A 23,003-nucleotide genomic window follows, 5' to 3' on the forward strand; every position below is an offset into this window, starting at 1 on the left:
ATCAACACATTGGAGTTTTTTGTCATGGCAGTCGCTCATTCCCTCGGATTTCCGCGCATTGGACGCGATCGTGAACTGAAAAAAGCGCAAGAAGCGTTTTGGAAGGGCGAGTTAGACGAAGCCGGTCTGCATGCTGTAGGCCGTGAGTTGCGCAAGACTCACTGGGACCTGCAGAAACAGGCCGGCATCGAGCTGTTGCCCGCCGGGGATTTTGCCTGGTACGACCAGGTGCTGACCCACTCGCTGATGTTCGGGGTGATCCCCGAGCGTTTTCGTCCGGCCGACGGCCATGCCACCTTGCACACCCTGTTTGCCATGGCCCGCGGTGTCAGTGACAGTTGCTGCGGCGGCGCCCACGCCCAGGAGATGACCAAGTGGTTCGATACCAACTACCACTACCTGGTGCCCGAATTCAGCGTTGACCAGCAGTTCCATCTGGGCTGGGATCAATTGTTCGAAGAAGTCCAAGAAGCCCGCGACCTGGGGCACACCGTCAAGCCGGTAGTGATCGGGCCACTGACTTACCTGTGGCTGGGCAAGGCCAAGGGCGCTGACTTCGACAAGCTCGACCTGCTCGATCGCCTGCTGTCGCTGTACGGCCAGATCTTCCAGCGCCTGGCGGACCTGGGCGTGGAGTGGGTGCAGATCGATGAACCGATCCTGGTGCTCGATTTGCCCCAGGACTGGAAAAATGCATTTGAGCGCGCCTACAACCTGATCCAGCGTGACCCCCTGAAAAAACTGGTGGCCACTTACTTTGGCGGCCTGGAAGAAAACCTGGGCCTGGCGGCCAACTTGCCGGTCGATGGCTTGCACATTGACCTGGTGCGTGCGCCTGATCAGTACCCGACGATCCTCGATCGCCTGCCGGCCTATAAAGTGCTGTCCCTGGGCGTGGTCAACGGGCGTAACGTCTGGCGCTGCGACCTGGAAAATGCCCTGGCCACCTTGCAACATGCCCATGAACGCCTGGGTGATCGCTTGTGGGTCGCGCCGTCTTGCTCGTTGCTGCATAGCCCGGTTGACCTGGGCCGTGAAGACAAGCTCGACGCCGAACTGAAAAGCTGGCTGGCCTTCGCCGTGCAGAAGTGTGCCGAAGTGGCGGTGCTGGCCCAGGCCATCAATCAGCCAGAAGCCGCGAACGTCGTGGCGGCCTTGGCCCAAAGCCGTGCCGTGCAGGCCGCCCGCGCCGCTTCGCCACGGATCCATAAACCGGCTGTACAAGCGCGTGTTGCGGCCATCACCGCCCAAGACAGCCAACGCCAGTCGCTGTTTGCCCAGCGGATCGCCAAGCAGCGCGTCGGCCTCGACCTGCCGTTGTTTCCGACCACCACCATTGGCTCGTTCCCGCAGACCGCCTCGATCCGCCTGGCACGCCAGTCGTTCAAGGCCGGCAAGTTGAGCGAGGCCGAATATGTCGAGGCGATGCACAGTGAGATCAAACACGCCGTGCAGGTGCAGGAAAATCTTGGCCTGGACGTGCTGGTGCATGGCGAAGCCGAGCGTAACGACATGGTTGAATATTTTGCCGAGCAACTGGATGGCTACGTGTTCACCCGCTTTGGCTGGGTGCAGAGCTACGGTTCGCGCTGCGTGAAACCGGCGGTGATCTTCGGTGACCTGAGCCGCCCGAAAGCCATGACAGTGGAGTGGATCCGCTACGCCCAAGGCCTGACCGACAAGGTGATGAAAGGCATGCTGACCGGCCCGGTGACCATGCTGATGTGGTCATTTCCCCGCGAAGACGTGAGCCGCGAGGTGCAGGCCCGGCAACTGGCGCTGGCGATTCGTGACGAAGTGCTGGACCTGGAAGCAGCGGGTATCAAGATCGTGCAGATCGATGAAGCGGCGTTCCGCGAAGGCTTGCCCCTGCGCCGGGCCCAATGGCAGCACTACCTGGACTGGGCCACCGAAGTCTTCCGCCTGTGCGCCTCTGGTGTGCGGGATGAAACCCAGATCCATACCCATATGTGCTACAGCGAATTCAACGACGTGATCGAGTCTATTGCGGCGATGGATGCCGACGTGATTACCATCGAGACCTCACGTTCGGATATGGAATTGCTGGATGCGTTCGAAGCCTTCGCTTACCCGAATGATATTGGCCCGGGCGTCTACGACATCCACTCGCCACGGGTACCGGACGCCTCGGAAATGGCCAACCTGCTGCGCAAGGCCGCACAGCGCATCCCGGCTGAGCGGCTGTGGGTGAACCCCGACTGCGGCCTGAAGACCCGCGCCTGGCCAGAGACGGAGGCGGCGCTGATTCATATGGTGGCGGCTGCGCGGCAACTGCGGGCCGAACTGGCATAGCAGCAGCTAACCCCAACCCCCCCTGTGGGAGCGGGCTTGCCCGCGAAAGCGGTGGTTCAGTCACTCTCGTTGGTGGAAGTTGCACCGCCATCGCAGGCAAGCCAGCTCCCACCTTTGTTTTGCAGCGTATGCAAAACTCCCTGCCGTACCGAGATCCCCTGTGGGAGCGGGCTTGCTCGCGAAAGCGGTGGTTCAGTCACTCTCTTGGGTGACAGGTCTACCGCCATCGCAGGCAAGCCAGCTCCCACCTTTGTTTTGCAGCGTATGCAAAACTCCCTGCCGCACCGAGATCCCCTGTGGGAGCGGGCTTGCTCGCGAAAGCGGTGGTTCAGTCACCCTTTTTGGTGCCAGGTGCACCGCTATCGCCGGCAAGCCGGCTCCTACAGTTGATGTGCGGTGCCCCTGCAGTTGGATCTCTAGGGTCACAGGTACTTGAGCCACGCAATATCCCGCCGCCGAGCCTTCAGCCCGGCAAACCAGCGTACTGGCAGGTACAACGCCAGCGGCAGCAACAACGCCACCAGCCACACCGATGCTACGTTGTCGAAGCCAAAGTGCGTCCCCTGGTTCAGGCCAAACAGCGCCACGCCCATCACGTACAGCACCTTCAACACATACAAATGCAGCAAATAAAAGAACATCGGCGCCGCGCCGAACACCGCCAGGGTGCCGATCCAGCGTGGTTGCCCGGCGCGTTCGAAGCCCCGCAGCAACAACAGCCCCACCCCCAATGTCAGCGCGAGGAACAGCAGTGAAGGTGGGTATTTGGTGATGTTGAAGAAACTCATCAGCGTCTGCACATGGCTGTCGTACATTTGCCATGGCGCTTCACCGTAGCCATTGATTACGCGCAACACCACAAAGCCCACCAGCGCGCCAACGCCCGCCAGTAACAGATACCGCTGACGCCGCGCCGGCGCCATCGAGCCGGAAAACCACGGGCCGATGCCGTAACCCAGGGCAATCACACCGATCCACGGCAGCACCGGGTACGTCGTGCGCAGGCGCAGACTGTCGCCTACTTCGATCCAGCTGCGTTCGTGCAAGATCGCCCATGGAACGTGCAGCGCCGACCCCGCTGCGAAGTGCACGCCGTCGAGCAGGTTATGCCCGCCAATGATCACCAGTGCCAGGCCGATCAGCAACGGGCGTGGCAACCACACCAGCACGGCGAGGGCGATCATGCTTACGCCGATGGCCCAGATCACCTGCATATAGATGACGCTGGGAGGCAGTTGGAAGGTCCAGGCGAAGTTCACCAGAGTAAATTCCAGCACTACCAGAAACAGCCCGCGCTTGAACAAAAACGCCGAGACGTCACCGCGGCCCTGGTATTTTTCGCCGTACAGAAACGCCGACAGACCAGTCAGCAACACAAATACCGGCGCGCACAAGTGGGCCAGGGTACGGCTGATAAACAACGCCGGCTCCGTAGTGTCGATGCTCATCGGGTCGCTGACTTGCCGGTGCAGCAGAAACGTTTCGCGCACGTGGTCAAGCAACATGAACAGGATCACCAGGCCGCGCAGGGCGTCGATGGAAAGCAGGCGTGAGCGGGGAACAGCGTCAGTCATGAGGCAAGATCGTCGGCGGAAGGGAAGGGTGGTTATCTTATAACATTGATCGGCAGTCGTGGATTTCTGAGTCGGAATCGCACCCTGCGGATGCTAGGGTAGGGCATAGACCTTGACGACCCAGGAGTCATTTATGAGCGACCCGATTGATTTCAAAGCTGTCGTGCAATTCTGGACAGCGGCGGGCCCATCACGCTGGTTCAAGAAAGATGCACAGTTCGATGCCGAGTTCGGCGCCCGTTTCCATGAGGCCCACTTCCAGGCGGCCAGGGGCGAACTGGAATACTGGATGAACGAGCCCGAAGGCGCGCTGGCGTTGCTGATCCTGCTCGATCAATACCCGCGCAATACCTTCCGCGGCACCGCCCATATGTTTGCCACCGATCCACTGGCCAGGGCTTACGCCGCACGTATGATCGACGCGGGGATGGACCGGCTGATCGACCCGGCATTGCGCGCGTTCTGCTACTTGCCCTTTGAGCATTCAGAACAGCCCGATGACCAGCAGCGTTCCCTGGCATTGAACCAACAACTCGATGCTGATACTTACCATTGGGCCAAGGAACATGCCGACATCATCGAGCGTTTCGGCCGGTTCCCCCATCGCAATGGGGCGTTGGGCCGGGTGACCACTGAGGAGGAGCAGGCGTTTCTTAAGGGGGGTGGGTTTTCCGGCTAGCTTGTTAGCGCCGGTTGTATTCCGCCGAGGAATGCCCCCATAAAAAAGCTGCATTGTATTTGTCGCCGCACATCTCGTAGCGTGGCTGTTCACCCAAGGAGATGCCGCCGTGACGAATCTGCCGATGCGCTTGTATGTCGATGTCCTGTTCACTAGCCCGTATGCGATGTCGGTGTTTGTGGCCCTGCAGGAAAAAGGCTTGCCGTTCGAGGTGCACACCCTCGACCTGGATGCGCTGGAGCAGCAGGCGCCGGCGTTTGCCGGGCTTTCCGTGACCCAGCGGGTGCCGACCCTGGAGCAGGATGGGTTTGCCTTGTCCGAGTCGTCGGCGATTACCGAGTATCTGGACGAGGTGTTCCCGGATGTGCCGGTGTACCCCACGCAGCCACGCCAGCGTGCGCGGGCGCGGCAGATCCAGGCGTGGTTGCGCAGTGACCTGCTGCCCATCCGCCAGGAGCGCTCCACGCTGGTGGTGTTTTGCGGGGCCAAGTACGGCCCGTTATCCACCCAGGCCCAAGTGGCGGCGGACAAACTGATTGCGGCTGCGCAGTACTGGCTGGCCGCGGGCGATGACTATCTGTTTGGCCAATGGTCGATTGCCGATCTGGACCTGGCCGTGATACTCAACCGGCTGATCCTCAACGGCGATCCGGTGCCCGCGCCGTTGGTGGCGTATGCCCAGCGTCAGTGGCAGCGGCCATCGGTGCAGGCCTGGGTCAGCCAGGCACGCCCGGCGTTATAGGGCCCAGCGGCCATTCCTGCGCAACGCGGCGATCGAGATCTTCCCAGTCTTCCATGCCCAGCACCCGGGTGGTGTTCAGGCCGCGCAGATAGCCGCGCAGTTGCTGGGCGGCGGCGCAGGCCTGAAGCGTATCGACAGCAGGGGCCTGCAGGACGTTTTCGTATTCGACCAAATAGTCGGCAACGCGCTCGCGAAACTCCGGCAGGACAGCGTTGCGGATGCGATCAAAAGTCTTCTGGTGGGGTTTCATGGTGAGGTCCTTCTTATAGACTTTGTTGTATGTACGCTGACTACTGTAGGAGCCGGCAAGCGGTCTCCTACAGGGGATGGCATCAGTTGGGCATGGCTTCGCCGCTGAATGCATGCACCGCCGCTACCAAACCCTTGGCAGCCAGGGCCACCAGTTCACCGCCTTTTGCCGGGGTTGCCAGGGCCGGGTCCGAACCCATGCGCCCATCCGGGTGGCGGGCGCGGAAGTCCTGGGCCTCGCGGATCGGGCCGGCGGGAGCAATCCGGGGCGAGTACTCGGCTGTCTTGATCGAGTCGGGATAGGCCCACTGGGTAATCGCGATCTCGGAGGGCGTGGCATGGGTGCCATGTCCTGTCGGGAACTGCGCGCGTGCCAGCTCGCCAACGCCTTCCAGGTCCCACCAGTTGCACAGCTTCAAGGCGAAGCCGGCTGGGCGGCGGGCGAAGCTGGCTTCGGCGTATAGCTCGGAAAAGGCCGCTTCAATGGTGGCGATATTGCCGCCATGACCATTGAGAAAGAGGATTTTCTCAAAGCCATGGGCCGCCAGGGAGCGGGTCCAGTCACCAATGGCGGCGATAAACGTCGACGGACGCAGGGAGATGGTGCCGGGGAACCCGAGGTGATGCTGGGCCATGCCGATATTGAACGTCGGGCCAACCAGGATATCGGCGTCTTTTTGCGCTTGATGGGCGATGATTTCCGGGCACATCCAATCGGTGCCCAACAGGCCCGTGGGGCCATGTTGTTCGTTGGAACCGATGGGGATCACCACGGTGCGGCTGCGGTCGAGAAATTGGCCAATCTCGATCCACGTTGACTGGTGCAAAAGCATTTCAGGTCCTCTCTCTGGTCAGGCTCGGCCTGCCAGATACTACCTCAACCGGCGCTGGCGATCTGGCGCGGCTTGCAATTGAGGTAGGCCGAGGACTTGAGCCAGCGCTGGTCGGGGTACCAGGAGAACATGAACTGCCCATCCTTGAGCTTGTCCACCACCTGGCGCGCCACTTGCGGGCGCACGGCGGGGCAGCCCTGGCTGCGGCCGATGCGGCCTTCACGCTTGCTCCACAGCGGGCTGACATAGTCGGCGGCATGGATCACGATGGCGCGGTCGCGGGCCTGGTCATTGAAGCCCGGCTCCAGGCCGTCCATGCGCAGCGAGTAGCCGTGGGTGCCTTGGTAGCTTTCCTGGGTGCGGAACAGGCCGAGGCTGGATTGATGGCTGCCTTCACTGTTGGAGAATTGGGTGGCGAAGTTTTCCCCGGATTTTTGCCCGTGGGCCACCAGGTCGCGCAGCACCAGCTTTTTTTGGCGCAGATCGAAAATCCACAGGCGACGGGCGGTCGAAGGTTGCGAATAGTCGATCACTGCCAGGCGTTCGGAGCGTTCCTGGCCATTATTGACGGCACACTGCATCGCGCTGAGGGCGCTTTTGAGTACGGTGGGATTGAGTTCTGGAGCCGAGCGCGCCAGGCTGCTATACAAGGTATGAGGTTTGGCATTCTCTGCGAAGGCACCCGTACAAAACGCGGCCAGAATGGCGGCGATCAGGCCGAGTCGGCAGTCAATATTCAGCATTTATCGAGCATCTCCGCCGTAGATTGGAGCTAAGCCATTGTTCAAAAAAACTGCATGTTACTTGAGCCTTTGCTTGCTCGTAGCACCATTGGTCGCCACGGCCGATGAAGTGCCGGTCGAGCCGTCAAACCCAGTACAGCTGGCACTTGGGCAGTTGTCGAGTGTCTGCCCCGGTTTAGCCACCCAGTTGGATACGCCAGCCGAGTTGCGGCTGCAGGCTTTTTACCAGCAACAAGGCAATACCGCCCTCTGGTTGGTGGAGGGGCGCCGGCAGGCGTTGCAGGACCAGTTGCTGTTGCTGGCCGACGACGGCCTCGACCCGGCGCATTATCGGCTGCCCGACACGACAAGCACCGGCAATGTGCTGTGTACCGACTTCGAAACCAGTCAGCACTATCTGCAAGCCCTGCATGACTTGCACTATGGCCGTTTGCAGCAGGCCCATTACGAGCCGCTGTGGCATTCCCAGCCGCCGAGCGAGGACCCAGCCCTCGCGGTGCTGGCCCTGGCCAACGCCGGGCTTGCCGACATACCTGCGGCATTCGACCAGGCCAGGCCCAGCGCACAGCTATACCGCAGCCTGCGCACGGCCTACGCCACCCAGCGCCTGCAACCCTTGGCGCAATGGGGCGTGATTGCCGACGGCCCGTTGTTGCGCCCTGGCCGGGACGACCCACGGGTGCCGGCATTGGCCCGACGCCTGGTCAGTGGCGGTTATCTGGCGAGCGTGCCCAAGGGCAATCAATACGCCAATGAGTTGGTGGAGGGAGTGAAGCGCTTCCAGGCCAGCCATTCGCTGCAAGCCGATGGGGTGATCGGCCCGGGGACGGTGGCCGAACTCAACGTCAGCCCGGCGGTGCGGCGCGAGCAACTGCGGGTCAATCTCGAGCGCTTCCGCTGGTTGGCCCAGGACCTAGAGCCGGACGGCATTCTGGTCAACGTTGCGGCGGCGCAGTTAAGCGTCTACCAGGGCGGCGTCCCCGTGTGGCAGACCCGTTTGCAGGTGGGCCGCGCCGAACGGCAAACGCCGCTGCTCAAGTCGCGCATCACGCGGTTGACCCTCAACCCTACCTGGACCATCCCACCGACCATCATGCGCGAGGACAAACTGCCAGCCATTCGCCTGAACCCGGAGTACTTGCGCCAGCAGAACCTCAAGGTGCTCGACAGCGAAGGTCGCGCACTCTCGCCCGAGCAGGTGGATTGGTCGCACCCCGGCAATATTCTCCTGCGCCAGGACGCCGGCCCGCGCAACCCGTTGGGCAAGATTGTCATGCGTTTCCCCAATCCGTTTTCCGTATACCTGCACGATACGCCCAGCCAGCCGTTGTTCAGCAAGGGGCCGCGGGCGTTCAGTTCGGGGTGTGTGCGAGTGGAGCAGCCGATGTTGTTGCGCGATCTGCTGGTGAGCCCGGCTGAAAGGGCGCGTACCGAGGCGTTGCTGGCGACCGGGGTGACCCACGAGTTCCGCCTGGCTACGCCGGTCCCCGTGTTGCTGGGCTATTGGACAGTGCAGGTGGATAGCCAGGGTGCGTTGCTGTACGCGCCGGATATCTATAGCCGCGATGGCGTGTTGTTGAAGGCGCTGGGCGCGGTCCTATAGACGCTCCCGCCGAAAAGCCGCCGGGGATCTGCGCAATATGAGACCCGGTTGGCATCCTTGAAAAAATATCCATCAGATATTTCTTAAACCCTCAAGAAACCAACCAGACTTGCCGACGTGATGGGTACATACCCAGGAGCGTTCAACATGAGCAGTCAAGGTTTGGCAGTCGGTATCAGCCTGTTTTTCGCGCTCGTCAGCGGCAGTGGCCAAGCAGCAACCACCGTGGCCCACGGCGTTATCCAGTTTCGTGGCAGCATCGTCGAGGCAACGTGCACTGCCGGCGGCGGGTCTGGGGCAACGTTGGCACTGAGCGGTTGCCCGACGTTTGCATCCGCAAGCAGCATCAGCGCCCGTGGCGTCGAGCCGGTACCTACCGTCAGAGCGCTGGACCACACAGCGGTCAAGGTCAAGCTGGTGACCGAAACCACGGGGGATGGCCGTTACTTCGATCGGCACTACAGCTTGAACGATGGGGCGGGCAAGCCGTTGCGCTCAGGGGCTTACCTGGTGACGCTGAGTTATCCCTGAAAACCCCGTGACTCCAGGCAGCAAGGATCAAAGGTGGGGGTTGTCGCGTTAGTCTGGAAACAGACGGTAAACGTCGTGCCGCTGCCCACCTGGGAGCTTGCCGTCACATCCCCGCCATGGGCCTTGGCAATTTCCCGCACGATAAACAACCCCAGCCCGACACTGCGCACATCGGTGTCTTGGTCGGTGCCGCGGGTCATGGGTTCAAACAGTACGCTCATCAGCGCATCGTCAATCACCGGCCCATGGTTATGCACCGAGAGGCTGGCGCCGTGGTGATCCATTTGCGAGGTAATGGTGATCGGTTGTTGCAGGTCGCCGTAGGCCACGCTATTGGCCACCAGGTTGCCGATGATTTGCTGCAGGCGGTCGCCATCCAGGCAAGTATCGGCAGCGCCCACGGTGTGATGCACCAGAGTGGCCCGAGGAAAGGCCACCCGCAGCTCATCCACCGCGCACCGGGTCACCTCATGCAGGTCCAGCGCAGTGGGGGTGACGGCTATGCCAACGCCGACCCGCGCCTGGGTGAAGTCCAGCAGGTCGGCGATCATCCGTTGGGCACGCTCCGATGACTGGCCGATATGGCCAATCAATTGGGTTTCCTTGGCGGTGCGCTCGCCCCGGGCGAGGAAATCGGAGGCCATCTTGATCGCGGTCAGCGGGTTTTTCAGGTCGTGGCTGACGATGGCGACCATTTGCTCGGCAAACAGCGCTCGGCGCTGGGCCTTGATATAGGCCTGGTTGAGCTGCGCCTGGGCTTGCTGGAGGGCGGTTTGCGCGGCGGTTTTTTCCAGCAGCAGGGCTTCGGCCAACTTGCGTGCATTGAGCAGCTCGCGCTCGTACTTGTCGCGGTCGGTGGTACCGAACAGCGCCAGTTCGTGCCGCACGCCGCTGGCGTGGTCGCGCTTGATGGCATTGAGCAGGACGGTCACGGTGTGGCCGTCACGATGGCGCAGGTCGAGCTTGACCTCGGTGACGCGGCCTTGTACCTGCATCAATGGGGCCAGATGAGTCTGATGAAAAATACGCCCGCCCATGGTCAGCAGGTCTTGGAAACGCCGCCCGTGCAACTCGGCCACCGCCATGCCCAACCAGTCGCTGAAGCACTGGTTTACCCGCAGGAGCGTGCCGTCTTCGGTGGTGACGGCCAGCGCACAGGCCGCGCCGTCGAACAGCATCTGGTCATTGACCATGGACAACTGCCCATGGCGCCAGGAAGTTATCCATCGCGGCCGCGCAGGCCGGTGCCGCGCTCATATGGGGGCAATGGCCCACATTGTCGATCAGGCAATAGCTGCTGTGGGGCAACGCACGGTGCAGGTACTCGCCCACGCAGACCGGAGCGATCAGGTCATCGCTCGATTGCAGGATCAGTGTGGGGGTGGTGAGGCCGCCGATATCGGCGCGGTTATCCGACAAGAACGTCACCCGCGCAAACTGCTTGGCGATCTCGGGCTCGGTGCGGCAGAAGCTGTCAGTCAGTTCTTCACTGAGGGCCGGTTGCCCCGGCGCGCCCATGATCACCGGGGCCATGGTGCTGGACCAACCCAGGTAGTTGCTGTCGAGAGTGTCGAGCAGCGACTGGATATCTTCGGGTTTGAACCCGCCCACGTAGTCGTCGGTATCGATGTAGCAAGGGGAGGGGCCGATCATTACATGGGCGGCGATGCGCCCGGGGGCGGCGCGGTCGGCGAGGGTGCCGATCATGGCGCTGACCGAGTGGCCGACCAGGATCACCGGGCCGCTGGCGAACCCATCGATAATCTCGTTCAGATCGGCGGCGTAACCGCCCAGGGAGGCATATTTTTCCTTGTGATAGGCCTTCAGGTCGGACAAGCCAGCTCCTACCAGGTCATAGGACACCACGCGAAAACGCTCGACGAAATGGGGCAGCAGGTAATTCCACATGGCCTGGTTGCAGCCAAAGCCATGGGAAAACACCAGGGTCGAGGAACCATTGCCCACTACGTTGACGTTGTTGCGATGTCGAATATCCATGGGCGTGCTCGTAGTGACGTGGTGCTATGAACTTTTGCCGTCAGTTTAGAGAGTCAACCGCATAGGGTCACTAGATATAGCGTTGATAGGGTAAAGTCGGCGCTTTCAGGACGAAACGTCAGGTAACCAGTATGGCGCGGTTTTTACGGCAATCGGCCTGGGGCTTGTTGGTCATGGTGTTCGCTGCGCTGGCCTTGGCGCAAACGGCGCCGTCGCCATGGGGGAACGTGGCGCTGAACCAGCGGGTGATCGACCTGACCCACACCCTGGACACCTCGACCCAGCAGCGCCTGACCGACCAACTCGCGGCGCTGGAACAACGCAAGGGCGCGCAGATCGGCGTAATGCTGCTGCCGACTACGGGGGACGCCGACCTTGAAACGTTCACCACCGATCTGTTGCGCGCCTGGAAATTGGGGCGCAAGGGCATCGACGACGGTATTTTGCTGCTGGTGATCAAGGATGACCGCAAGGTGCGGATCGAAGTCGGATACGGCTTGGAAGGCGTGGTCACGGACCTGTTGAGCCACCGGATTATCGAGGAGCAACTGACCCCGGCGTTTCGCCAGGGCGATTACGCCGCCGGTGTGCAACACGCGGTGGATGCCCTGAGCGTGTTGGTCGAAGGGGGCGACTTGCCAGCGGTGGACGAGTCCAGGGAGACGGTGGATGAGGCTGCGGTGTTGCTGGCCCTGATCCTCGGCGCCGTCGGCGGGGTGCTGCTGGCCTCGGGCAAGTTGCATTGGCGACGCGGTCTGATCGCCGCCCTGCTAGTGACCGTGCTGCTGACCGCGCTGGCCGCAATCAATGGCAAGGCCTGGCCGATCTATGTGCTGGCGCTGCCCTTTTGCATGTCGATCAGCGCGGCCATATTCGGCGCGTTGTGGCAGGCCAAGGTGGTGTTTTATTGCGTACTGGCGTTGATGGCTTACAGCATCGGTCTGGGGCTGGTGGATCACTACCTGGCCGAAGTGTCCTTTATGAACTGGCTGGCCTGGCCGATGGCCGCACTGGTGGTGCTGGGCCTGTACCTGATCCTGTTCGCAGTGATGAGGGCTGCGTGGAAAAACAGCCGGGTGGGGTTTTGCATACAGTCGGTGATGGTGCTGGGAGTGTATGGCGCCGCCGGGTATTTGCTGGAACTGGGGCTTGATGGCTGGTTGTTCGCCTTGCCCATCAGCTCATTCGCGGCGCTGTTCATTTACGGCCAGGGTACGGGCGGATCGGGCACAGGTTCCAGCGACCGCTCAAGTTCAAGTTCCAGTTCCAGCTCAAGCTCCGGTGGCGGGTTTTCCGGTGGCGGTGGCTCCAGCGGTGGCGGCGGGGCTTCGGGGAGTTGGTGAAGCCCGCTGCCGGTTCAGAGCGTCATCACCATTTCATGCCAAGCCATCCCGCCATGATCTGATGCCGAGGGCTGCACATACTGGTAACCCATGCGCGTGTACAACGGCACATGCTGCTCCTTGCACATCAGGTGGATGGCCTGCTTGCCCATTGCACGCATCCGTTGCACAAATTCTGCCATCAATTGCGTGGAATAACCCTTGCCCTGATGCGCCGGGTCCACCACCACCGACATGATCACAACATTTGGCGCATCCGCTGCGTGCCCTACCAACTCCTTGAAGGCTTCATCCGACATCACCACCTCATGGGCGCAACCGCCGTTGATAAAGCCCACCACCTGAGCGTCCACTTCCAGGATCAGGAAGCCTTGGGGGTACAGGGCGATACGCGTGGCGATCTTCTCCAGGGTCGCGGCTTCATCACCTTCGTAGGCGCTGATTTCGATCTCATAGCAGCGAGTGGCATCTGCCGGGGTGGCGTTGCGTAGGGTGAGGGCGGGCATGGCGGTTCCTGGGCTGGGCGGTTGAGCGAGGGGCTGCATGATAGCGGGGTAGGAGCACTGACGAAAATCCCACAAACAAAACCCACCCCTGTAGGAGCCGGCAAGCCGGCTCCTACAGGGGCGTTTAAGTGCGGTGTTTTTCCATGCGGATGTCGCCCTGCGGCAACTGCGCGACCACCCTCCAACCCAGTCGCTGGTAAAACCCATTGGCCCGGCTGGCTTCTGCGGTTTCCAGCCAGATCTGTGGATGGTGCTGGAACAACAAGGCTTCGGCCTGCTGCATCAGCCTGCGGCCCAGCCCGCGCCCTTCAAATTCAGGGCGGATGAACGCAGCAAATACGCAGCCGTCCTCGACATCGGCCATGGAAAACCCGGCCGCCACGCCATCCACCTCGGCGATCCATACGCAGGGCGCTTGTTGCATGGCTTGCTCGATGGCATCAGGGGTGATGCCCATTTCTGTCAGTTGATCGTGGGACAGGTGGTTTTCCGTGACGCTGGTGCGAATGTCGAAGATGACGTTGATGTCCGCCGGGGTGGCGACTCTGATGTGAGGGGGCATGCAGTTCTCGCTGTTGTCCATGAATTCAACCTCGTAGATCCCCCGTGCCGCCAGGGCACTGAAGGGATGTGCGAGCGGCCGTACATCGCTCAGTTCCCAGGCGAGCCAGCCTTCCTCGAAATAGCTGGCACAGGCCGCTGGTACGTCCTCAGGGGTAAATGCACGAACTGCTTTTACCCGCACGACGGCGACGGCAACACCGGCGTCGTCTTCATCGCCATCGGCATGCAGGAAGCGCTCGTTCTCGACAATCAGCAGGTCCTGGGACGGCTCCAGTCCTGGATGCCAGCGGCGGATTTCCAGGGTTTTTTCGCCTGAGGCAATGCGGCTGCCGCTGGGGCGCACGATGGATAGCGCTTTGATGGTACCGCTCCTACAGGGTTGGACTGTATTTGACTGCCGCTGCCGCCCGCGATGGCACGTTCAGGCTTCTCAGCAACCCGGACACATGGATACGCACGGTAAACGGCGAAATATCCAGGGCCTTGGCGATTTCCTTGTTGGTCTTGCCTTGGGCGATCAGCCGCAACACTTCCTGCTGGCGCGCAGTCAGGGTGTGGGTGTCCAGGGGCAATAGCCCCGAGGGGGCGAACTTGACCAGCACTTCGCCCTGGCGGATGGCGAGCAGGGCCTGGCCGATCTCTTCGGGGGCGATGTTTTTGCCGATAAAGCCATCGGCGCCCATTGCCATCACCTGTTCGATCAGCAGTGGGTCATCGACCATCGACACCACGATCAACGTGGTGCGCCGCAGTTGCTGGCGCAGTTCGCCCAGCTGGCTGATGCAAGTCAGCCCGGGGAAGCGCAGGTCGAGGATCAGCGTGTCGACTTCGCCACCGCCCTTGAGCATTTGCAGCACCGTGTCCAGGTCGCCGGCCTGCTCCACGCGAGCCTCGGGCAGCAGGCGTTGCACCGTGCGCAGCATGCCTTCGCGAAACATGGGATGGTCGTCGGCGATGATGATCCGGCATGTCATGGTGTGCTCCTCCCTGGGGCCAGGTTGTCCTGTGGCGTGCTACTTTACCACTCTGTTCACCGCCTGCCTGCCGGGAGCACCGATTCGACGATGACCGTACAAGGACGTTGCCCATGAAGTTCGTGAAAGACGCCGAACTGGACCAAGCCAACCTGCGTATTGTCGTAGCCGGCTGCGCCATGGTCTACATCGGCCTGCTGGGCTTTTTGCCGGGGCAGTCGGTGGCGCATTATGTGCCGGTGATGATCTATATCGGCCTGTTCCTGCTGGCCTCGATTGTGCTGCGCCAGGTGATCGTGCGCTGGCCCGGGCATTACCCGGCGCGGCGGATTTTCGGGATGATCCACGATTACACCGGCACCTCGTTCGGCCTGGTGGTCGGCGGTGAGGCGGCGTTGCCGCTGTATGCGGTGATGGTCTGGGTCAACCTTGGCAACGGCATGCGCTATGGTTCGCGCTACCTGGCGATTGCCACGGGCCTGGCATTGCTGGCGCTGCTGATCGTGTATCGCCTGACACCACTGTGGCAGGCGCAGCCCTTTATGGTGTTGATGCTGATGATCACCAGCACGGTGATCCCGGTCTACGCTCACCTGCTGCTGGAACGCACGCGCAAGGCGTCCGAAGAGGCCATCGCCGCCAATCTGGAAAAGTCGCGCTTCCTGGCCCAGGCCAGCCATGATTTGCGCCAGCCCATTCACTCCATCGGCCTGTTTACCGCGTGCCTGCGCGAAGCACGCTTGGGCGATGAAGAACGGCGGCTGGTGGACAATATCGACCGTTCGCTGCTTAACGTCTCGCAATTGTTCCGCTCCATTCTCGACCTCTACACCCTGGACAATGGCCGCTTGCTCCCCAAGTACCAGGTTGTTCACCTGGGTGAGTTGCTGGCTGACTTGCTGCGCCAGAACGCCGAAGCCGCGCGTTGGGCCGGGGTAGAACTGCGCCTGCGCCCTTGTGCCCACTGGGTGCGGGTTGATCCGGCACTGTTGGCTACCATGGTGCAGAACGTGCTCTCCAATTGCTTCAAGTACGGCGGCCTGCGCCCGGTGCTGGTCGGCGTGCGCCAGCGCGGCGGTGGGCTGGTGGTGGAGATTCACGACCAGGGACGAGGGATTGCCGAGGAGCATCTGCCCCGGGTCTTCGAGGAGTTCTATCGGGTCCGCCACCTGCGCGACAAAGACGTTGAAGGCGTCGGCCTGGGCTTGTCCATCGTCAAGCGCCTGGGACAGTTGATGAACATGGACGTGGGGCTGCGCTCGCGGGTGGGCCGTGGCACCTCGGTCAGCCTGCGCGGTTTGGCCCTGGCGACCGCACCCCATCAACCTGCGGTGCGCGACGATGCACGCCTGGCGGGGCTGCTGACCGGTTTGAAAGTGTGCCTGGTGGAAGATGACCATAACGTACTGCTGGCCACCCAGGCATTGCTGGAGCGGTGGGGCTGCGAGGTGCAGGCCGAATCGAGCGGGCATAACCTGGTCAGCGATTGCGACATCATCGTCGCCGACTATGACCTGGGCAACCATGCCACCGGTATCGAGTGCATCGACCAACTGCGTGCACAGCGCGGCGTGGCGGTGCCAGCGCTGATTCTGACCGGGCATGATGTAGAGAGAATCCAGGCGGCCCTGCACGACCGGCAGATCGCCATTTTGTCCAAGCCAGTGCGCCCCGCTGAACTACGGGGCACCCTGCGCGACCTCAGCCAGGGGCCGGTTACTGGTTAAACGGCGTCAACCCGTTACCCCGGGCGCCCTTGGGTTGGCAGTAGGCGGCGGGTTTCATCAGGCCGAAGCTGGCCACGGCAAACATCCCGCCGCTGGCACCACTAGGCACCGAGCAGTTGTAGTCACCAGAAGCGGTGCTGGCGATGTAATAGGTGGTCATGGAGTCACTGCGGACATTGGAAACACGCTTGACCGGCTCACCCAGATTGGTTTCCGAGAGCGTCTTGAGATGGTCTTCGGTGGGCTTGATATTGCTGCAACCGGCAACGCCGATCATCAGTGCGCCCAGCAGGGCAAGGCGGGTGACAGGGGAGTGCAGTTTCATGGCGCTTCTTCCTTGGGGTTGTTTTGGTTTTTTACACGCGCAACGATCCCTTGCACGGCGGGCTCGACGTGCTGGCGGGGAGCATTGGGGGTGCTGGCGAATATAGCGCCGGGTGCCTGCGGGGTCGATTAGCACAAGTGTGCTAATGGCACCTTGAGGTCACGGCAAACAAGGTTAATTCAGGGAGATTCGAATGCTGCAAATCAGACGCGCCACCGACGACGACGGCGCCATCGCCTTCGAGATCCGCCTGCAGGCCATCCGCAGCCAATGCATCGGCGCCTACACCGCCGAGCAGATGCTGACCTGGACCCGTGGCGCAGCCGAGGACGGTTACACCGCGCTGATGGCCAAGCCGTTCTACCTGGGGTGCGTCGAGGGTGAGCCGGTCGCCACCGGCATGTTGGACCCGGACCATCGGGAAGTCGGCGCGCTGTTTGTCCTGCCCGGTTTTACCGGGCGCGGGTTTGGCGGGCAGATGCTTGAACACCTGGAGCAAGTGGCGCTGGCGTTGGGGATTGAGGAGGTGGTGCTGGACGCGACACTCAATGCCGCTGATTTCTACCGCAGCCGTGGTTATGAAGGCAGCGAGCAGTCCATCTATCATTCGCCTACGGGGCTGGACCTGGCGTGTATCCCGATGGTCAAGCGCCTGTCTGCTTGAACGCCGCACGCAGGCGTTCGATCACGGTCGGCACCGAAAGCCCGGCCGCCTCCGGCAGGTCAGCCACCGAGCTGATTGGGGTCTTGGCCCCCAGCATCAAATAACCGGGCAGGTCGGGCCGGCAGGATACCAAAGGCAACCCCCTGTATCCCAGAAATGGGCGCGATCTGTGTCTTTCGACGGGCGTGTCTTGTGGGTACCGTCATGCCCTTTGCTCTAACGCTGAGGCAATCATGGATCTACTGGCTACCCCTTTTGGCACCACCGACTGGTCGACCGTCGAAGCGCAGTTGCACCCTGGCGAAACCGGCAGCGCCCTATGGCGCACCTGCCATTTCGGCACCACCCGCGTGCGCATGGTGGAATACAGCCCTGGCTACCTGGCGGACCACTGGTGCTGGCGCGGGCATGTGTTGTTATGCCTGGAGGGAGAGTTGCAGACCGAACTGGAGGATGGTCGCCAGTTCACCCTGACGGCGGGGATGAGTTATCAGGTGGGCAATGACAGGGACGGACACCGGTCAAGCACAGCCACCGGAGCCAAGCTGTTTATTGTGGATTGATCAGTCGTACCTCTGCCCAAATGCATCCACCGTGGGGTTTTCAGAGTTCGGTGCCCCAGCAAAATTGAGGGGTAGTGCGGCCACAATTCCCAGCTTCGCTGACATCCCCCTGTGGGAGCGGCGGTGCGACGATTCGACTTGCTCGCGAAAGCGGTGGTTCAGTCACTTCATGGCTGGCAGGTATACCGCTATCGCAGGCAAGCCAGCTCCCACAGTTGATCGGGTGCGGCCAATACTCGGTGGCCAGCAACGCCCCCCTTGTGGGAGCAGGATCAATGGTTCATGTGATGGCCGTCAGCACTGCCCAGGCTGCGGGCCGGGGCCTTGATCTGGATGTCCTGCTTCTGGCCCTTGGCATCTTCCACGGTCAGGGTCAGCGGCACCTGGTCGCCTTCCTTGATCTGGTCCTTCAGGCCCATCAGCATCACGTGATAGCCCTCAGGGTCGAGTTTTACCGCCTGGCCGGCTGGCAGTGCCACGGAGTCCACCGGGCCCATGCGCATGACATCATCCTTCATGCTCATCTCATGAATCTGCACATCCTTGGCCACCGGCGACTTGACGCTCAGCAACTTGCTGTCGCTGTCGGCAGTGAGGGTCATGAACGCACCGCTCGAATGCTGCCCGGCCACGGTGGCGCGGGCCCAGGCATCGCTGACCACGACTTGGGCGCTGGCGTGGGCGGCGAGGCCCAGCAGGGAAAGACCGAGGGCGATGCGCTTGAGGGTGTGGACAGCAGTCATTAGCAGACCTCCATGACGGTGAGCAGGTCTTCTGCGCACTCTTTGGCGTTAAGGGATGCCGACAGGCCCAGGCGCAGGTTGCCGCGGGTGTCGAACACAAAGCTGGTGGCGGTGTGGGACAGGGTGTAGGTATCGCCGGCGGGGATCTTTTCATAAAAAATCCCGAACTCCTTGGCGGCCACGGCGATTTCTTCCGGGGTGCCATAGAGCGCTTCGAAGCTGGGGTCGAAGGCCTTGACGTAGGCGTCGAGCACCTGGGGCGTGTCGCGTTCGGGGTCCAGGGTGATAAAGATCACCTGCATGATTTCGCCGTCGCGGCCCATCAGCTTCTTGGCCTGGGCCATGCGCGCCAGGGTGGTGGGGCACACCGCCGGGCACTGGGTGAAACCGAAGAACACCACCGGCATCAAGCCGCGGAATGAACTCAGGGTGACGGTTTCGCCGGCCGTGTTCTTGAGCTTGAACGTGCGGCCCATGATCTTGTTGCTCAAGTCCTTGCCGTACTTGAAGTTCAGCTTGGGGCTGGTGTCGCAGCCGCTCAGCAGACCCAGGCCCAACAGGCCCATACCGGTGAGGACCTTGCGGCGGGTGAATAACGTACTCATGAAATGGGCGTCCCGTGAAGCGTCTGACGGCTGCGCGTAACAGGTCAGTCAGGCTTTGAAAAGCGGTGAACAGGAAGGCTGGGTAGTCTACCGACCTTGATCGCGCTTGATAATCTGCGACGTTCTGCCACAGGGGCGGTCGCCACCTTATCAGCCAGGGCGCTGATTGAGTCTGTGGCACACTGTCGCAGACACTGGCAAAGGCTCGCCGCACAAGGCTTGGGGCAAATGTTTCAACGATTATCAGGGCCCTTGACCCGCATCAAGGCAACGCGTGTGCGCTGTGGGCACAGTCACGGTACAAGCACCGTGAGGTTCTGATGCTCTATCTCCTATTCCTGCTGGCCCATCTATTCGCCGCGCTGATTTTTATCGGCACGGTGTTCTTTGAAGTGTTGATCCTCGCCAGTGTGCACAAGCAACTGCCGGCCCGCGTCATGCTGCTGGTGGAGCAGGGCATTGGCCGCCGTGCCAGGGCCTTGATGCCGTGGGTGCTACTGGTGCTGTTTGGTGCCGGCATCGGCATGGTCTGGTTGCGTTACCTGCCGGTGCTGGCGACGCCGTCCAGCTCGGCATTCGGCGCGTTGCTGACCCTCAAGCTGATCCTTGCCGCCAGCGTGCTGATGCATTTTTTGCTGACCGTGTGGTTGATGCGCCGTGGGCGGGTCAGCGCGGCTTATCTGCGCTTCGTCCATCTGAGCCTGTTTTGCCATATGGTCGCCATTGTGTTGTTGGCCAAGAGCATGTTCTACATCACCTGGTAAACGTCGGCGCTTGATGCATATCAAGGTGCGCTGTCCGGTCGCACCGCACAATGACCCACCGTAGCCAGACCCGGAGGCCGTCATGCTCACTGTCATTCATCCCGCCCGCGAGTGGCGCCTGCGCCGTGACCAAAGCGTGCTGGACCAGGGCCAGGTCGACATCGGTAAATTTCATACGGGCATCGGCTCCCTTGATTTACTGCGCGCCCTGCGCAGCAGCCGCCAGCGGCAAAGGCCCCTGGCGCTTAACCTGCAGTGGCCGGCGGGCCTGGTGGCGGATGCCTACCTGGGCGCGCTGGAACAGGAAATCCACCTGGTTGGTTGCCACGTGGGCGGCCGGCAACCAGTGGATCAATTCCATCTAGGTGGCGCCACCCCGGCCATTGCCGACCTGCAACGCTTGATGGCGCACCTGCGCAGTCGCCTGCACTTTCTTGATCACGACCAAGGTGACTACAGCCTCGACCTCGACCCGCTGCACACCGACTGGGCAACCATGGGCCTGTTGCGCGACCTGGGTTTTAACCACATCAATATCGGCGTGCCGGACGCCAGTGCCGAGGCCACGCCGTCGGTGGCCGGTTATCAGGACCCGGCGCCGATCCAGTCGCTGATCGACGCGGCGCGCACCTTCGGCTTTCGCTCGGTGAATGTTGACCTGGGCTACGGCCACGCCTGGCAGACTTGCGACAGTTTTGAAGCCAAGTTGGCCAGCCTGATCGCCCTGGAACCGGATCGCCTGCAAGTCTTCGACTATGCCCAGGCTCCACGGCGCTACCAGCAGCAGCCACGGCGTGTGCTGTCGTCGAATGCCGACAAATGTGGCATGCGCCGCATTGCTTTCCAGCGCCTGGAAGATGCCGGTTATCACTACATTGGCCTGGGCCAGTTCGTACGCCCCGACGACGACCTGGCCCTGGCCCAGGAGCGTGGGCACCTGAGCCGCAATTGCCAGGGTTTTACCCGTCATGGCTACTGCGACCATATTGGTTTTGGCCTGGGCGCCATCAGCCAACTCGACACCCTTTATGCGCAAAACACCGACGACCTGGCGCGCTATCGCCAGCAGTTGGACAGCGACCTGTTGCCCACCGCCCGTGGCTGGCGTTGCGAGGCCGGCGACCAGATCCGCCAGCACGTCATGGAGCGCCTGGCCTGTGACCTGGAGTTGGATATCCAGGCCATGGAGCGCCGCTATGGGGTGATTTTTTCCCGCTACTTCTCGGCGATCTGGCCACTGCTGGAGCATTTGCACCAGGACGGCCTGATCGATCTGTCCGAGCGTTTCCTCTGTGTACTGCCCGCTGGCCGGCACCGGGTCGAAGCTCTCTGCGCGCTGTTTGACCGAGCAGGCAGCGTTGTCCCCCCTTGCTCCAACGATGAGACCATCGACCATGAAAGCGTTTGAGTTCAACCGGGCCCTGGTGCAGAAATACGACCGCCCGGGGCCGCGCTACACCTCGTATCCGACGGCGCCGCAGTTTCACTCAGCCTTCGCCCTGGACGATTACCAGCAGGCGGTCGCGGCCAGCAACCATGCGCTGACGCCCAAGGCGTTGTCGGTGTACATCCACGTCCCGTTCTGCCAGAGCCTTTGCTACTACTGCGGCTGCCACAAGATCATCACGCGCAAGACCCACCGCGCCGTGGAATACCTGAGCTACCTCAAGCGCGAAATCCAGATGCAGGCGGCGTTGTTCGATCGCGCGCGGCCCTTGACCCAGTTGCACTTGGGGGGCGGCACGCCGACCTACCTCGACGATGGGCAACTGGCCGAATTGATGGACTGCCTGGCCCAAGGCTTCAGCCTGGATAGCAGCGATCGCCACGAGTTTTCCATTGAGGTGGACCCGCGCACCATCAGCGTCGAGCGGATCCACAACCTGCGCGGGCTGGGCTTCAATCGCCTGAGTTTTGGCGTGCAGGATTTTGATGCCGATGTGCAGGCGGCAGTCAATCGCGTGCAGAGCGAAGAGCAGATCGTGCAACTGGTCTCGGCGGCGCGTGAGGCGCAGTTCAAGTCGATCAGTGTGGATCTGATCTACGGCCTGCCGTTGCAGACTGTGGCCAGTTTCGACGTGACCCTGGGCAAGCTGATTGCCTTGCGCCCGGACCGCGTGGCGGCGTACAGCTATGCGCACCTGCCGACACAAATCCGCGCCCAGCGCATGATCCGCCCCGAAGACATGCCCCCACCCGAGCGCAAGCTGGAACTGCTGGAGCTGACTATTCGCCGGCTGACCGAGGCGGGGTATGTGTATATCGGCATGGATCACTTTGCCTTGCCCGACGACGAACTGGCCCTGGCCCGGGCCAATGGCACCTTGCAGCGCAATTTCCAGGGCTATTCGACCCATGCTGATTGCGACCTGATCGGGCTGGGCGTCTCGGCCATCGGCAAGGTGGGCGACAGCTACAGCCAGAGCGTCAAGGAGCTGTCCCAGTACTACGCACGTATCGACGCCGGGTTGTTGCCGGTGCAGCGCGGCTACCGCCTGAACGCCGATGACGTGCTGCGCCGCGACGTGATCAACGGCCTGATGTGCCATGGGCGCATTGATTTTGCTGGGGTCGAGGCCGGGCATGCGATCCGCTTTACCGAATATTTTGCCCAGGCGTTGTCGCGGTTGGATGAGCAAGTGGCGGATGGTTTGCTGCATATCCAGGACGATGCCGTGCAGTTGCTGCCCCAGGGGCAGTTGATGGTGCGCAGCGTGGCGATGGCGTTCGATGCGTATTTGGGTGGGCAGCAGAAGGGGCAGTTTTCTCGTACGGTCTGACCCGTGCAGTCCCTGATCAAACCGGGGCAACGTAACTTGTCCTAATACCAACTGTAGGAGCGAGCTTGCTCGCGAAAAACTTAACGACAACGCGTTTACCCAGGCAACCCGCGTTATCGTTGACGACCTTCGCGAGCAAGCTCGCTCCTACAGTGGTATTCGGCCATACCCATAGGCTCA

Annotated in this window: 25 protein-coding genes and 1 pseudogene; 12 read left to right on the top strand and 14 right to left on the bottom strand. The window is 61.8% G+C overall.

Annotation, left to right across the window (positions count from 1 at the left end; genetic code table 11):
* The first annotated feature begins 24 nt into the window (after positions 1-24).
* The gene (gene metE / locus HBO09_RS07070) at positions 25-2,313 is read left to right on the top strand and encodes a 5-methyltetrahydropteroyltriglutamate--homocysteine S-methyltransferase (protein WP_169996383.1); all 2,289 of its coding nucleotides are present in this window, start codon (positions 25-27) and stop codon (positions 2,311-2,313) included.
* A gap of 422 nt (positions 2,314-2,735) precedes the next feature.
* Here metE and HBO09_RS07075 read toward each other — a convergent pair whose 3' ends face one another.
* A complete protein-coding gene (locus HBO09_RS07075; RefSeq protein ID WP_169996381.1) occupies positions 2,736-3,887 on the bottom strand; it encodes a DUF1624 domain-containing protein in 1,152 nt (383 codons plus the stop codon).
* Positions 3,888-4,020: 133 nt separating this feature from the next.
* Here HBO09_RS07075 and HBO09_RS07080 point away from each other — a divergent pair, with 133 nt between their 5' ends.
* Positions 4,021-4,566, top strand: a complete 546-nt coding sequence (locus HBO09_RS07080) for a DUF924 family protein (protein ID WP_169996379.1) — start codon at positions 4,021-4,023, stop codon at positions 4,564-4,566.
* A 109-nt stretch (positions 4,567-4,675) separates the two neighbouring features.
* A complete protein-coding gene (yfcF, locus tag HBO09_RS07085; RefSeq protein ID WP_169996377.1) occupies positions 4,676-5,308 on the top strand; it encodes a glutathione transferase in 633 nt (210 codons plus the stop codon).
* On the opposite strand, the gene HBO09_RS07090 is transcribed toward yfcF, so the two are convergent.
* The 3 genes from HBO09_RS07090 to HBO09_RS07100 form a co-directional block, all read right to left on the bottom strand.
* Positions 5,283-5,558 carry a hypothetical protein gene (locus tag HBO09_RS07090; protein ID WP_169996375.1) on the bottom strand — a complete coding sequence of 92 codons (276 nt, stop codon included), beginning with the start codon at positions 5,556-5,558 and terminating at the stop codon, positions 5,283-5,285. The genes yfcF and HBO09_RS07090 overlap by 26 nt on opposite strands.
* Positions 5,559-5,640: 82 nt before the next feature.
* Positions 5,641-6,390, bottom strand: a complete 750-nt coding sequence (locus HBO09_RS07095) for a creatininase family protein (RefSeq protein WP_169996373.1) — start codon at positions 6,388-6,390, stop codon at positions 5,641-5,643.
* 44 nt (positions 6,391-6,434) lie between these two features.
* Positions 6,435-7,133 carry a murein L,D-transpeptidase catalytic domain family protein gene (locus tag HBO09_RS07100; RefSeq protein ID WP_169996371.1) on the bottom strand — a complete coding sequence of 233 codons (699 nt, stop codon included), beginning with the start codon at positions 7,131-7,133 and terminating at the stop codon, positions 6,435-6,437.
* Between the two features lie 37 nt (positions 7,134-7,170).
* Here HBO09_RS07100 and HBO09_RS07105 point away from each other — a divergent pair, with 37 nt between their 5' ends.
* Both HBO09_RS07105 and HBO09_RS07110 read left to right on the top strand, forming a co-directional pair.
* Positions 7,171-8,736, top strand: coding sequence for a L,D-transpeptidase family protein (locus tag HBO09_RS07105; RefSeq protein WP_169996369.1), 1,566 nt, complete (start codon positions 7,171-7,173; stop codon positions 8,734-8,736).
* Between the two features lie 147 nt (positions 8,737-8,883).
* A complete protein-coding gene (locus HBO09_RS07110; protein WP_169996367.1) occupies positions 8,884-9,267 on the top strand; it encodes a type 1 fimbrial protein in 384 nt (127 codons plus the stop codon).
* On the opposite strand, the gene HBO09_RS07115 is transcribed toward HBO09_RS07110, so the two are convergent.
* Both HBO09_RS07115 and HBO09_RS07120 read right to left on the bottom strand, forming a co-directional pair.
* Positions 9,258-10,460 carry a PAS domain-containing sensor histidine kinase gene (locus HBO09_RS07115; RefSeq protein ID WP_169996365.1) on the bottom strand — a complete coding sequence of 401 codons (1,203 nt, stop codon included), beginning with the start codon at positions 10,458-10,460 and terminating at the stop codon, positions 9,258-9,260. The genes HBO09_RS07110 and HBO09_RS07115 overlap by 10 nt on opposite strands.
* Positions 10,450-11,265 carry an alpha/beta hydrolase gene (locus tag HBO09_RS07120; RefSeq protein ID WP_169996364.1) on the bottom strand — a complete coding sequence of 272 codons (816 nt, stop codon included), beginning with the start codon at positions 11,263-11,265 and terminating at the stop codon, positions 10,450-10,452. Before HBO09_RS07120 ends, HBO09_RS07115 begins: the two co-directional genes overlap by 11 nt.
* 131 nt (positions 11,266-11,396) lie before the next feature.
* Between HBO09_RS07120 and HBO09_RS07125 the strand changes: the two genes are divergently transcribed.
* The gene (locus HBO09_RS07125) at positions 11,397-12,608 is read left to right on the top strand and encodes a YgcG family protein (protein WP_170060859.1); all 1,212 of its coding nucleotides are present in this window, start codon (positions 11,397-11,399) and stop codon (positions 12,606-12,608) included.
* Between the two features lie 14 nt (positions 12,609-12,622).
* Here HBO09_RS07125 and HBO09_RS07130 read toward each other — a convergent pair whose 3' ends face one another.
* From HBO09_RS07130 to HBO09_RS07145, 4 genes and pseudogenes are all read right to left on the bottom strand, one after another.
* Positions 12,623-13,114 (bottom strand): GNAT family N-acetyltransferase, encoded by a 492-nt coding sequence (locus tag HBO09_RS07130; protein ID WP_169996360.1) that lies wholly within the window; start codon positions 13,112-13,114, stop codon positions 12,623-12,625.
* A gap of 124 nt (positions 13,115-13,238) precedes the next feature.
* Positions 13,239-13,676 (bottom strand): GNAT family N-acetyltransferase, encoded by a 438-nt coding sequence (locus tag HBO09_RS07135; protein ID WP_169996548.1) that lies wholly within the window; start codon positions 13,674-13,676, stop codon positions 13,239-13,241.
* A 117-nt stretch (positions 13,677-13,793) separates the two neighbouring features.
* Positions 13,794-14,021, bottom strand: a pseudogene (locus HBO09_RS07140) (ASCH domain-containing protein); the annotation flags it as partial.
* Positions 14,022-14,049: 28 nt separating this feature from the next.
* Positions 14,050-14,652, bottom strand: coding sequence for a response regulator transcription factor (locus tag HBO09_RS07145; RefSeq protein ID WP_169996358.1), 603 nt, complete (start codon positions 14,650-14,652; stop codon positions 14,050-14,052).
* A 113-nt stretch (positions 14,653-14,765) separates the two neighbouring features.
* Here HBO09_RS07145 and HBO09_RS07150 point away from each other — a divergent pair, with 113 nt between their 5' ends.
* Complete coding sequence (locus HBO09_RS07150) at positions 14,766-16,379, top strand: hybrid sensor histidine kinase/response regulator (RefSeq protein WP_169996356.1); 1,614 nt, start codon at positions 14,766-14,768, stop codon at positions 16,377-16,379.
* Here HBO09_RS07150 and HBO09_RS07155 read toward each other — a convergent pair.
* Positions 16,369-16,704 carry a hypothetical protein gene (locus HBO09_RS07155; RefSeq protein ID WP_169996354.1) on the bottom strand — a complete coding sequence of 112 codons (336 nt, stop codon included), beginning with the start codon at positions 16,702-16,704 and terminating at the stop codon, positions 16,369-16,371. The genes HBO09_RS07150 and HBO09_RS07155 overlap by 11 nt on opposite strands.
* A gap of 193 nt (positions 16,705-16,897) precedes the next feature.
* On the opposite strand from HBO09_RS07155, the gene HBO09_RS07160 reads away from it, so the two are divergent.
* Positions 16,898-17,368 (top strand): GNAT family N-acetyltransferase, encoded by a 471-nt coding sequence (locus tag HBO09_RS07160; protein ID WP_169996352.1) that lies wholly within the window; start codon positions 16,898-16,900, stop codon positions 17,366-17,368.
* Here the strand turns inward: HBO09_RS07160 and HBO09_RS07165 are convergent.
* Positions 17,349-17,507 carry a hypothetical protein gene (locus tag HBO09_RS07165; RefSeq protein ID WP_169996350.1) on the bottom strand — a complete coding sequence of 53 codons (159 nt, stop codon included), beginning with the start codon at positions 17,505-17,507 and terminating at the stop codon, positions 17,349-17,351. The two genes, HBO09_RS07160 and HBO09_RS07165, sit on opposite strands and share 20 nt — an antisense overlap.
* Positions 17,508-17,601: 94 nt before the next feature.
* Between HBO09_RS07165 and HBO09_RS07170 the strand changes: the two genes are divergently transcribed.
* Entirely contained in the window at positions 17,602-17,931 is a 330-nt protein-coding gene (locus HBO09_RS07170) for a DHCW motif cupin fold protein (RefSeq protein ID WP_169996348.1), read from the top strand.
* A 272-nt stretch (positions 17,932-18,203) separates the two neighbouring features.
* Here HBO09_RS07170 and HBO09_RS07175 read toward each other — a convergent pair whose 3' ends face one another.
* Both HBO09_RS07175 and HBO09_RS07180 read right to left on the bottom strand, forming a co-directional pair.
* On the bottom strand, positions 18,204-18,674 hold the full coding sequence (locus HBO09_RS07175; RefSeq protein ID WP_169996346.1) for a copper chaperone PCu(A)C: 471 nt from the start codon (positions 18,672-18,674) through the stop codon (positions 18,204-18,206).
* Positions 18,674-19,279, bottom strand: a complete 606-nt coding sequence (locus tag HBO09_RS07180) for an SCO family protein (RefSeq protein WP_169996344.1) — start codon at positions 19,277-19,279, stop codon at positions 18,674-18,676. Before HBO09_RS07180 ends, HBO09_RS07175 begins: the two co-directional genes overlap by 1 nt.
* 320 nt (positions 19,280-19,599) lie before the next feature.
* Between HBO09_RS07180 and HBO09_RS07185 the strand changes: the two genes are divergently transcribed.
* From HBO09_RS07185 to hemN, 3 genes are all read left to right on the top strand, one after another.
* Positions 19,600-20,043, top strand: coding sequence for a membrane protein (locus HBO09_RS07185; RefSeq protein WP_029292887.1), 444 nt, complete (start codon positions 19,600-19,602; stop codon positions 20,041-20,043).
* Between the two features lie 82 nt (positions 20,044-20,125).
* The gene (locus HBO09_RS07190) at positions 20,126-21,451 is read left to right on the top strand and encodes a coproporphyrinogen III oxidase (protein ID WP_170060860.1); all 1,326 of its coding nucleotides are present in this window, start codon (positions 20,126-20,128) and stop codon (positions 21,449-21,451) included.
* The gene (gene hemN, locus HBO09_RS07195; protein ID WP_262381189.1) at positions 21,438-22,823 is read left to right on the top strand and encodes an oxygen-independent coproporphyrinogen III oxidase; all 1,386 of its coding nucleotides are present in this window, start codon (positions 21,438-21,440) and stop codon (positions 22,821-22,823) included. Before HBO09_RS07190 ends, hemN begins: the two co-directional genes overlap by 14 nt.
* Positions 22,824-23,003: the final 180 nt, after the last annotated feature.

Origin of the sequence: Pseudomonas sp. WS 5027, assembly GCF_012985695.1 — a bacterium.
GTDB lineage: Bacteria > Pseudomonadota > Gammaproteobacteria > Pseudomonadales > Pseudomonadaceae > Aquipseudomonas > Aquipseudomonas hygromyciniae.

Bases quoted from the DNA above. Each gene is read 5' to 3' on its own strand.
- metE (WP_169996383.1), top strand. From the start codon at position 25: ATGGCAGTCGCTCATTCCCTCGGATTTCCGCGCATTGGACGCGATCGT.
- HBO09_RS07075 (WP_169996381.1), bottom strand. From the start codon at position 3,887: ATGACTGACGCTGTTCCCCGCTCACGCCTGCTTTCCATCGACGCCCTG.
- HBO09_RS07080 (WP_169996379.1), top strand. From the start codon at position 4,021: ATGAGCGACCCGATTGATTTCAAAGCTGTCGTGCAATTCTGGACAGCG.
- HBO09_RS07090 (WP_169996375.1), bottom strand. From the start codon at position 5,558: ATGAAACCCCACCAGAAGACTTTTGATCGCATCCGCAACGCTGTCCTG.
- HBO09_RS07095 (WP_169996373.1), bottom strand. From the start codon at position 6,390: ATGCTTTTGCACCAGTCAACGTGGATCGAGATTGGCCAATTTCTCGAC.
- HBO09_RS07100 (WP_169996371.1), bottom strand. From the start codon at position 7,133: ATGCTGAATATTGACTGCCGACTCGGCCTGATCGCCGCCATTCTGGCC.
- HBO09_RS07110 (WP_169996367.1), top strand. From the start codon at position 8,884: ATGAGCAGTCAAGGTTTGGCAGTCGGTATCAGCCTGTTTTTCGCGCTC.
- HBO09_RS07115 (WP_169996365.1), bottom strand. From the start codon at position 10,460: ATGGTCAATGACCAGATGCTGTTCGACGGCGCGGCCTGTGCGCTGGCC.
- HBO09_RS07120 (WP_169996364.1), bottom strand. From the start codon at position 11,265: ATGGATATTCGACATCGCAACAACGTCAACGTAGTGGGCAATGGTTCC.
- HBO09_RS07125 (WP_170060859.1), top strand. From the start codon at position 11,397: ATGGCGCGGTTTTTACGGCAATCGGCCTGGGGCTTGTTGGTCATGGTG.
- HBO09_RS07130 (WP_169996360.1), bottom strand. From the start codon at position 13,114: ATGCCCGCCCTCACCCTACGCAACGCCACCCCGGCAGATGCCACTCGC.
- HBO09_RS07135 (WP_169996548.1), bottom strand. From the start codon at position 13,676: ATGCCCCCTCACATCAGAGTCGCCACCCCGGCGGACATCAACGTCATC.
- HBO09_RS07145 (WP_169996358.1), bottom strand. From the start codon at position 14,652: ATGACATGCCGGATCATCATCGCCGACGACCATCCCATGTTTCGCGAA.
- HBO09_RS07150 (WP_169996356.1), top strand. From the start codon at position 14,766: ATGAAGTTCGTGAAAGACGCCGAACTGGACCAAGCCAACCTGCGTATT.
- HBO09_RS07155 (WP_169996354.1), bottom strand. From the start codon at position 16,704: ATGAAACTGCACTCCCCTGTCACCCGCCTTGCCCTGCTGGGCGCACTG.
- HBO09_RS07160 (WP_169996352.1), top strand. From the start codon at position 16,898: ATGCTGCAAATCAGACGCGCCACCGACGACGACGGCGCCATCGCCTTC.
- HBO09_RS07170 (WP_169996348.1), top strand. From the start codon at position 17,602: ATGGATCTACTGGCTACCCCTTTTGGCACCACCGACTGGTCGACCGTC.
- HBO09_RS07175 (WP_169996346.1), bottom strand. From the start codon at position 18,674: ATGACTGCTGTCCACACCCTCAAGCGCATCGCCCTCGGTCTTTCCCTG.
- HBO09_RS07180 (WP_169996344.1), bottom strand. From the start codon at position 19,279: ATGAGTACGTTATTCACCCGCCGCAAGGTCCTCACCGGTATGGGCCTG.
- HBO09_RS07185 (WP_029292887.1), top strand. From the start codon at position 19,600: ATGCTCTATCTCCTATTCCTGCTGGCCCATCTATTCGCCGCGCTGATT.
- HBO09_RS07190 (WP_170060860.1), top strand. From the start codon at position 20,126: ATGCTCACTGTCATTCATCCCGCCCGCGAGTGGCGCCTGCGCCGTGAC.
- hemN (WP_262381189.1), top strand. From the start codon at position 21,438: ATGAAAGCGTTTGAGTTCAACCGGGCCCTGGTGCAGAAATACGACCGC.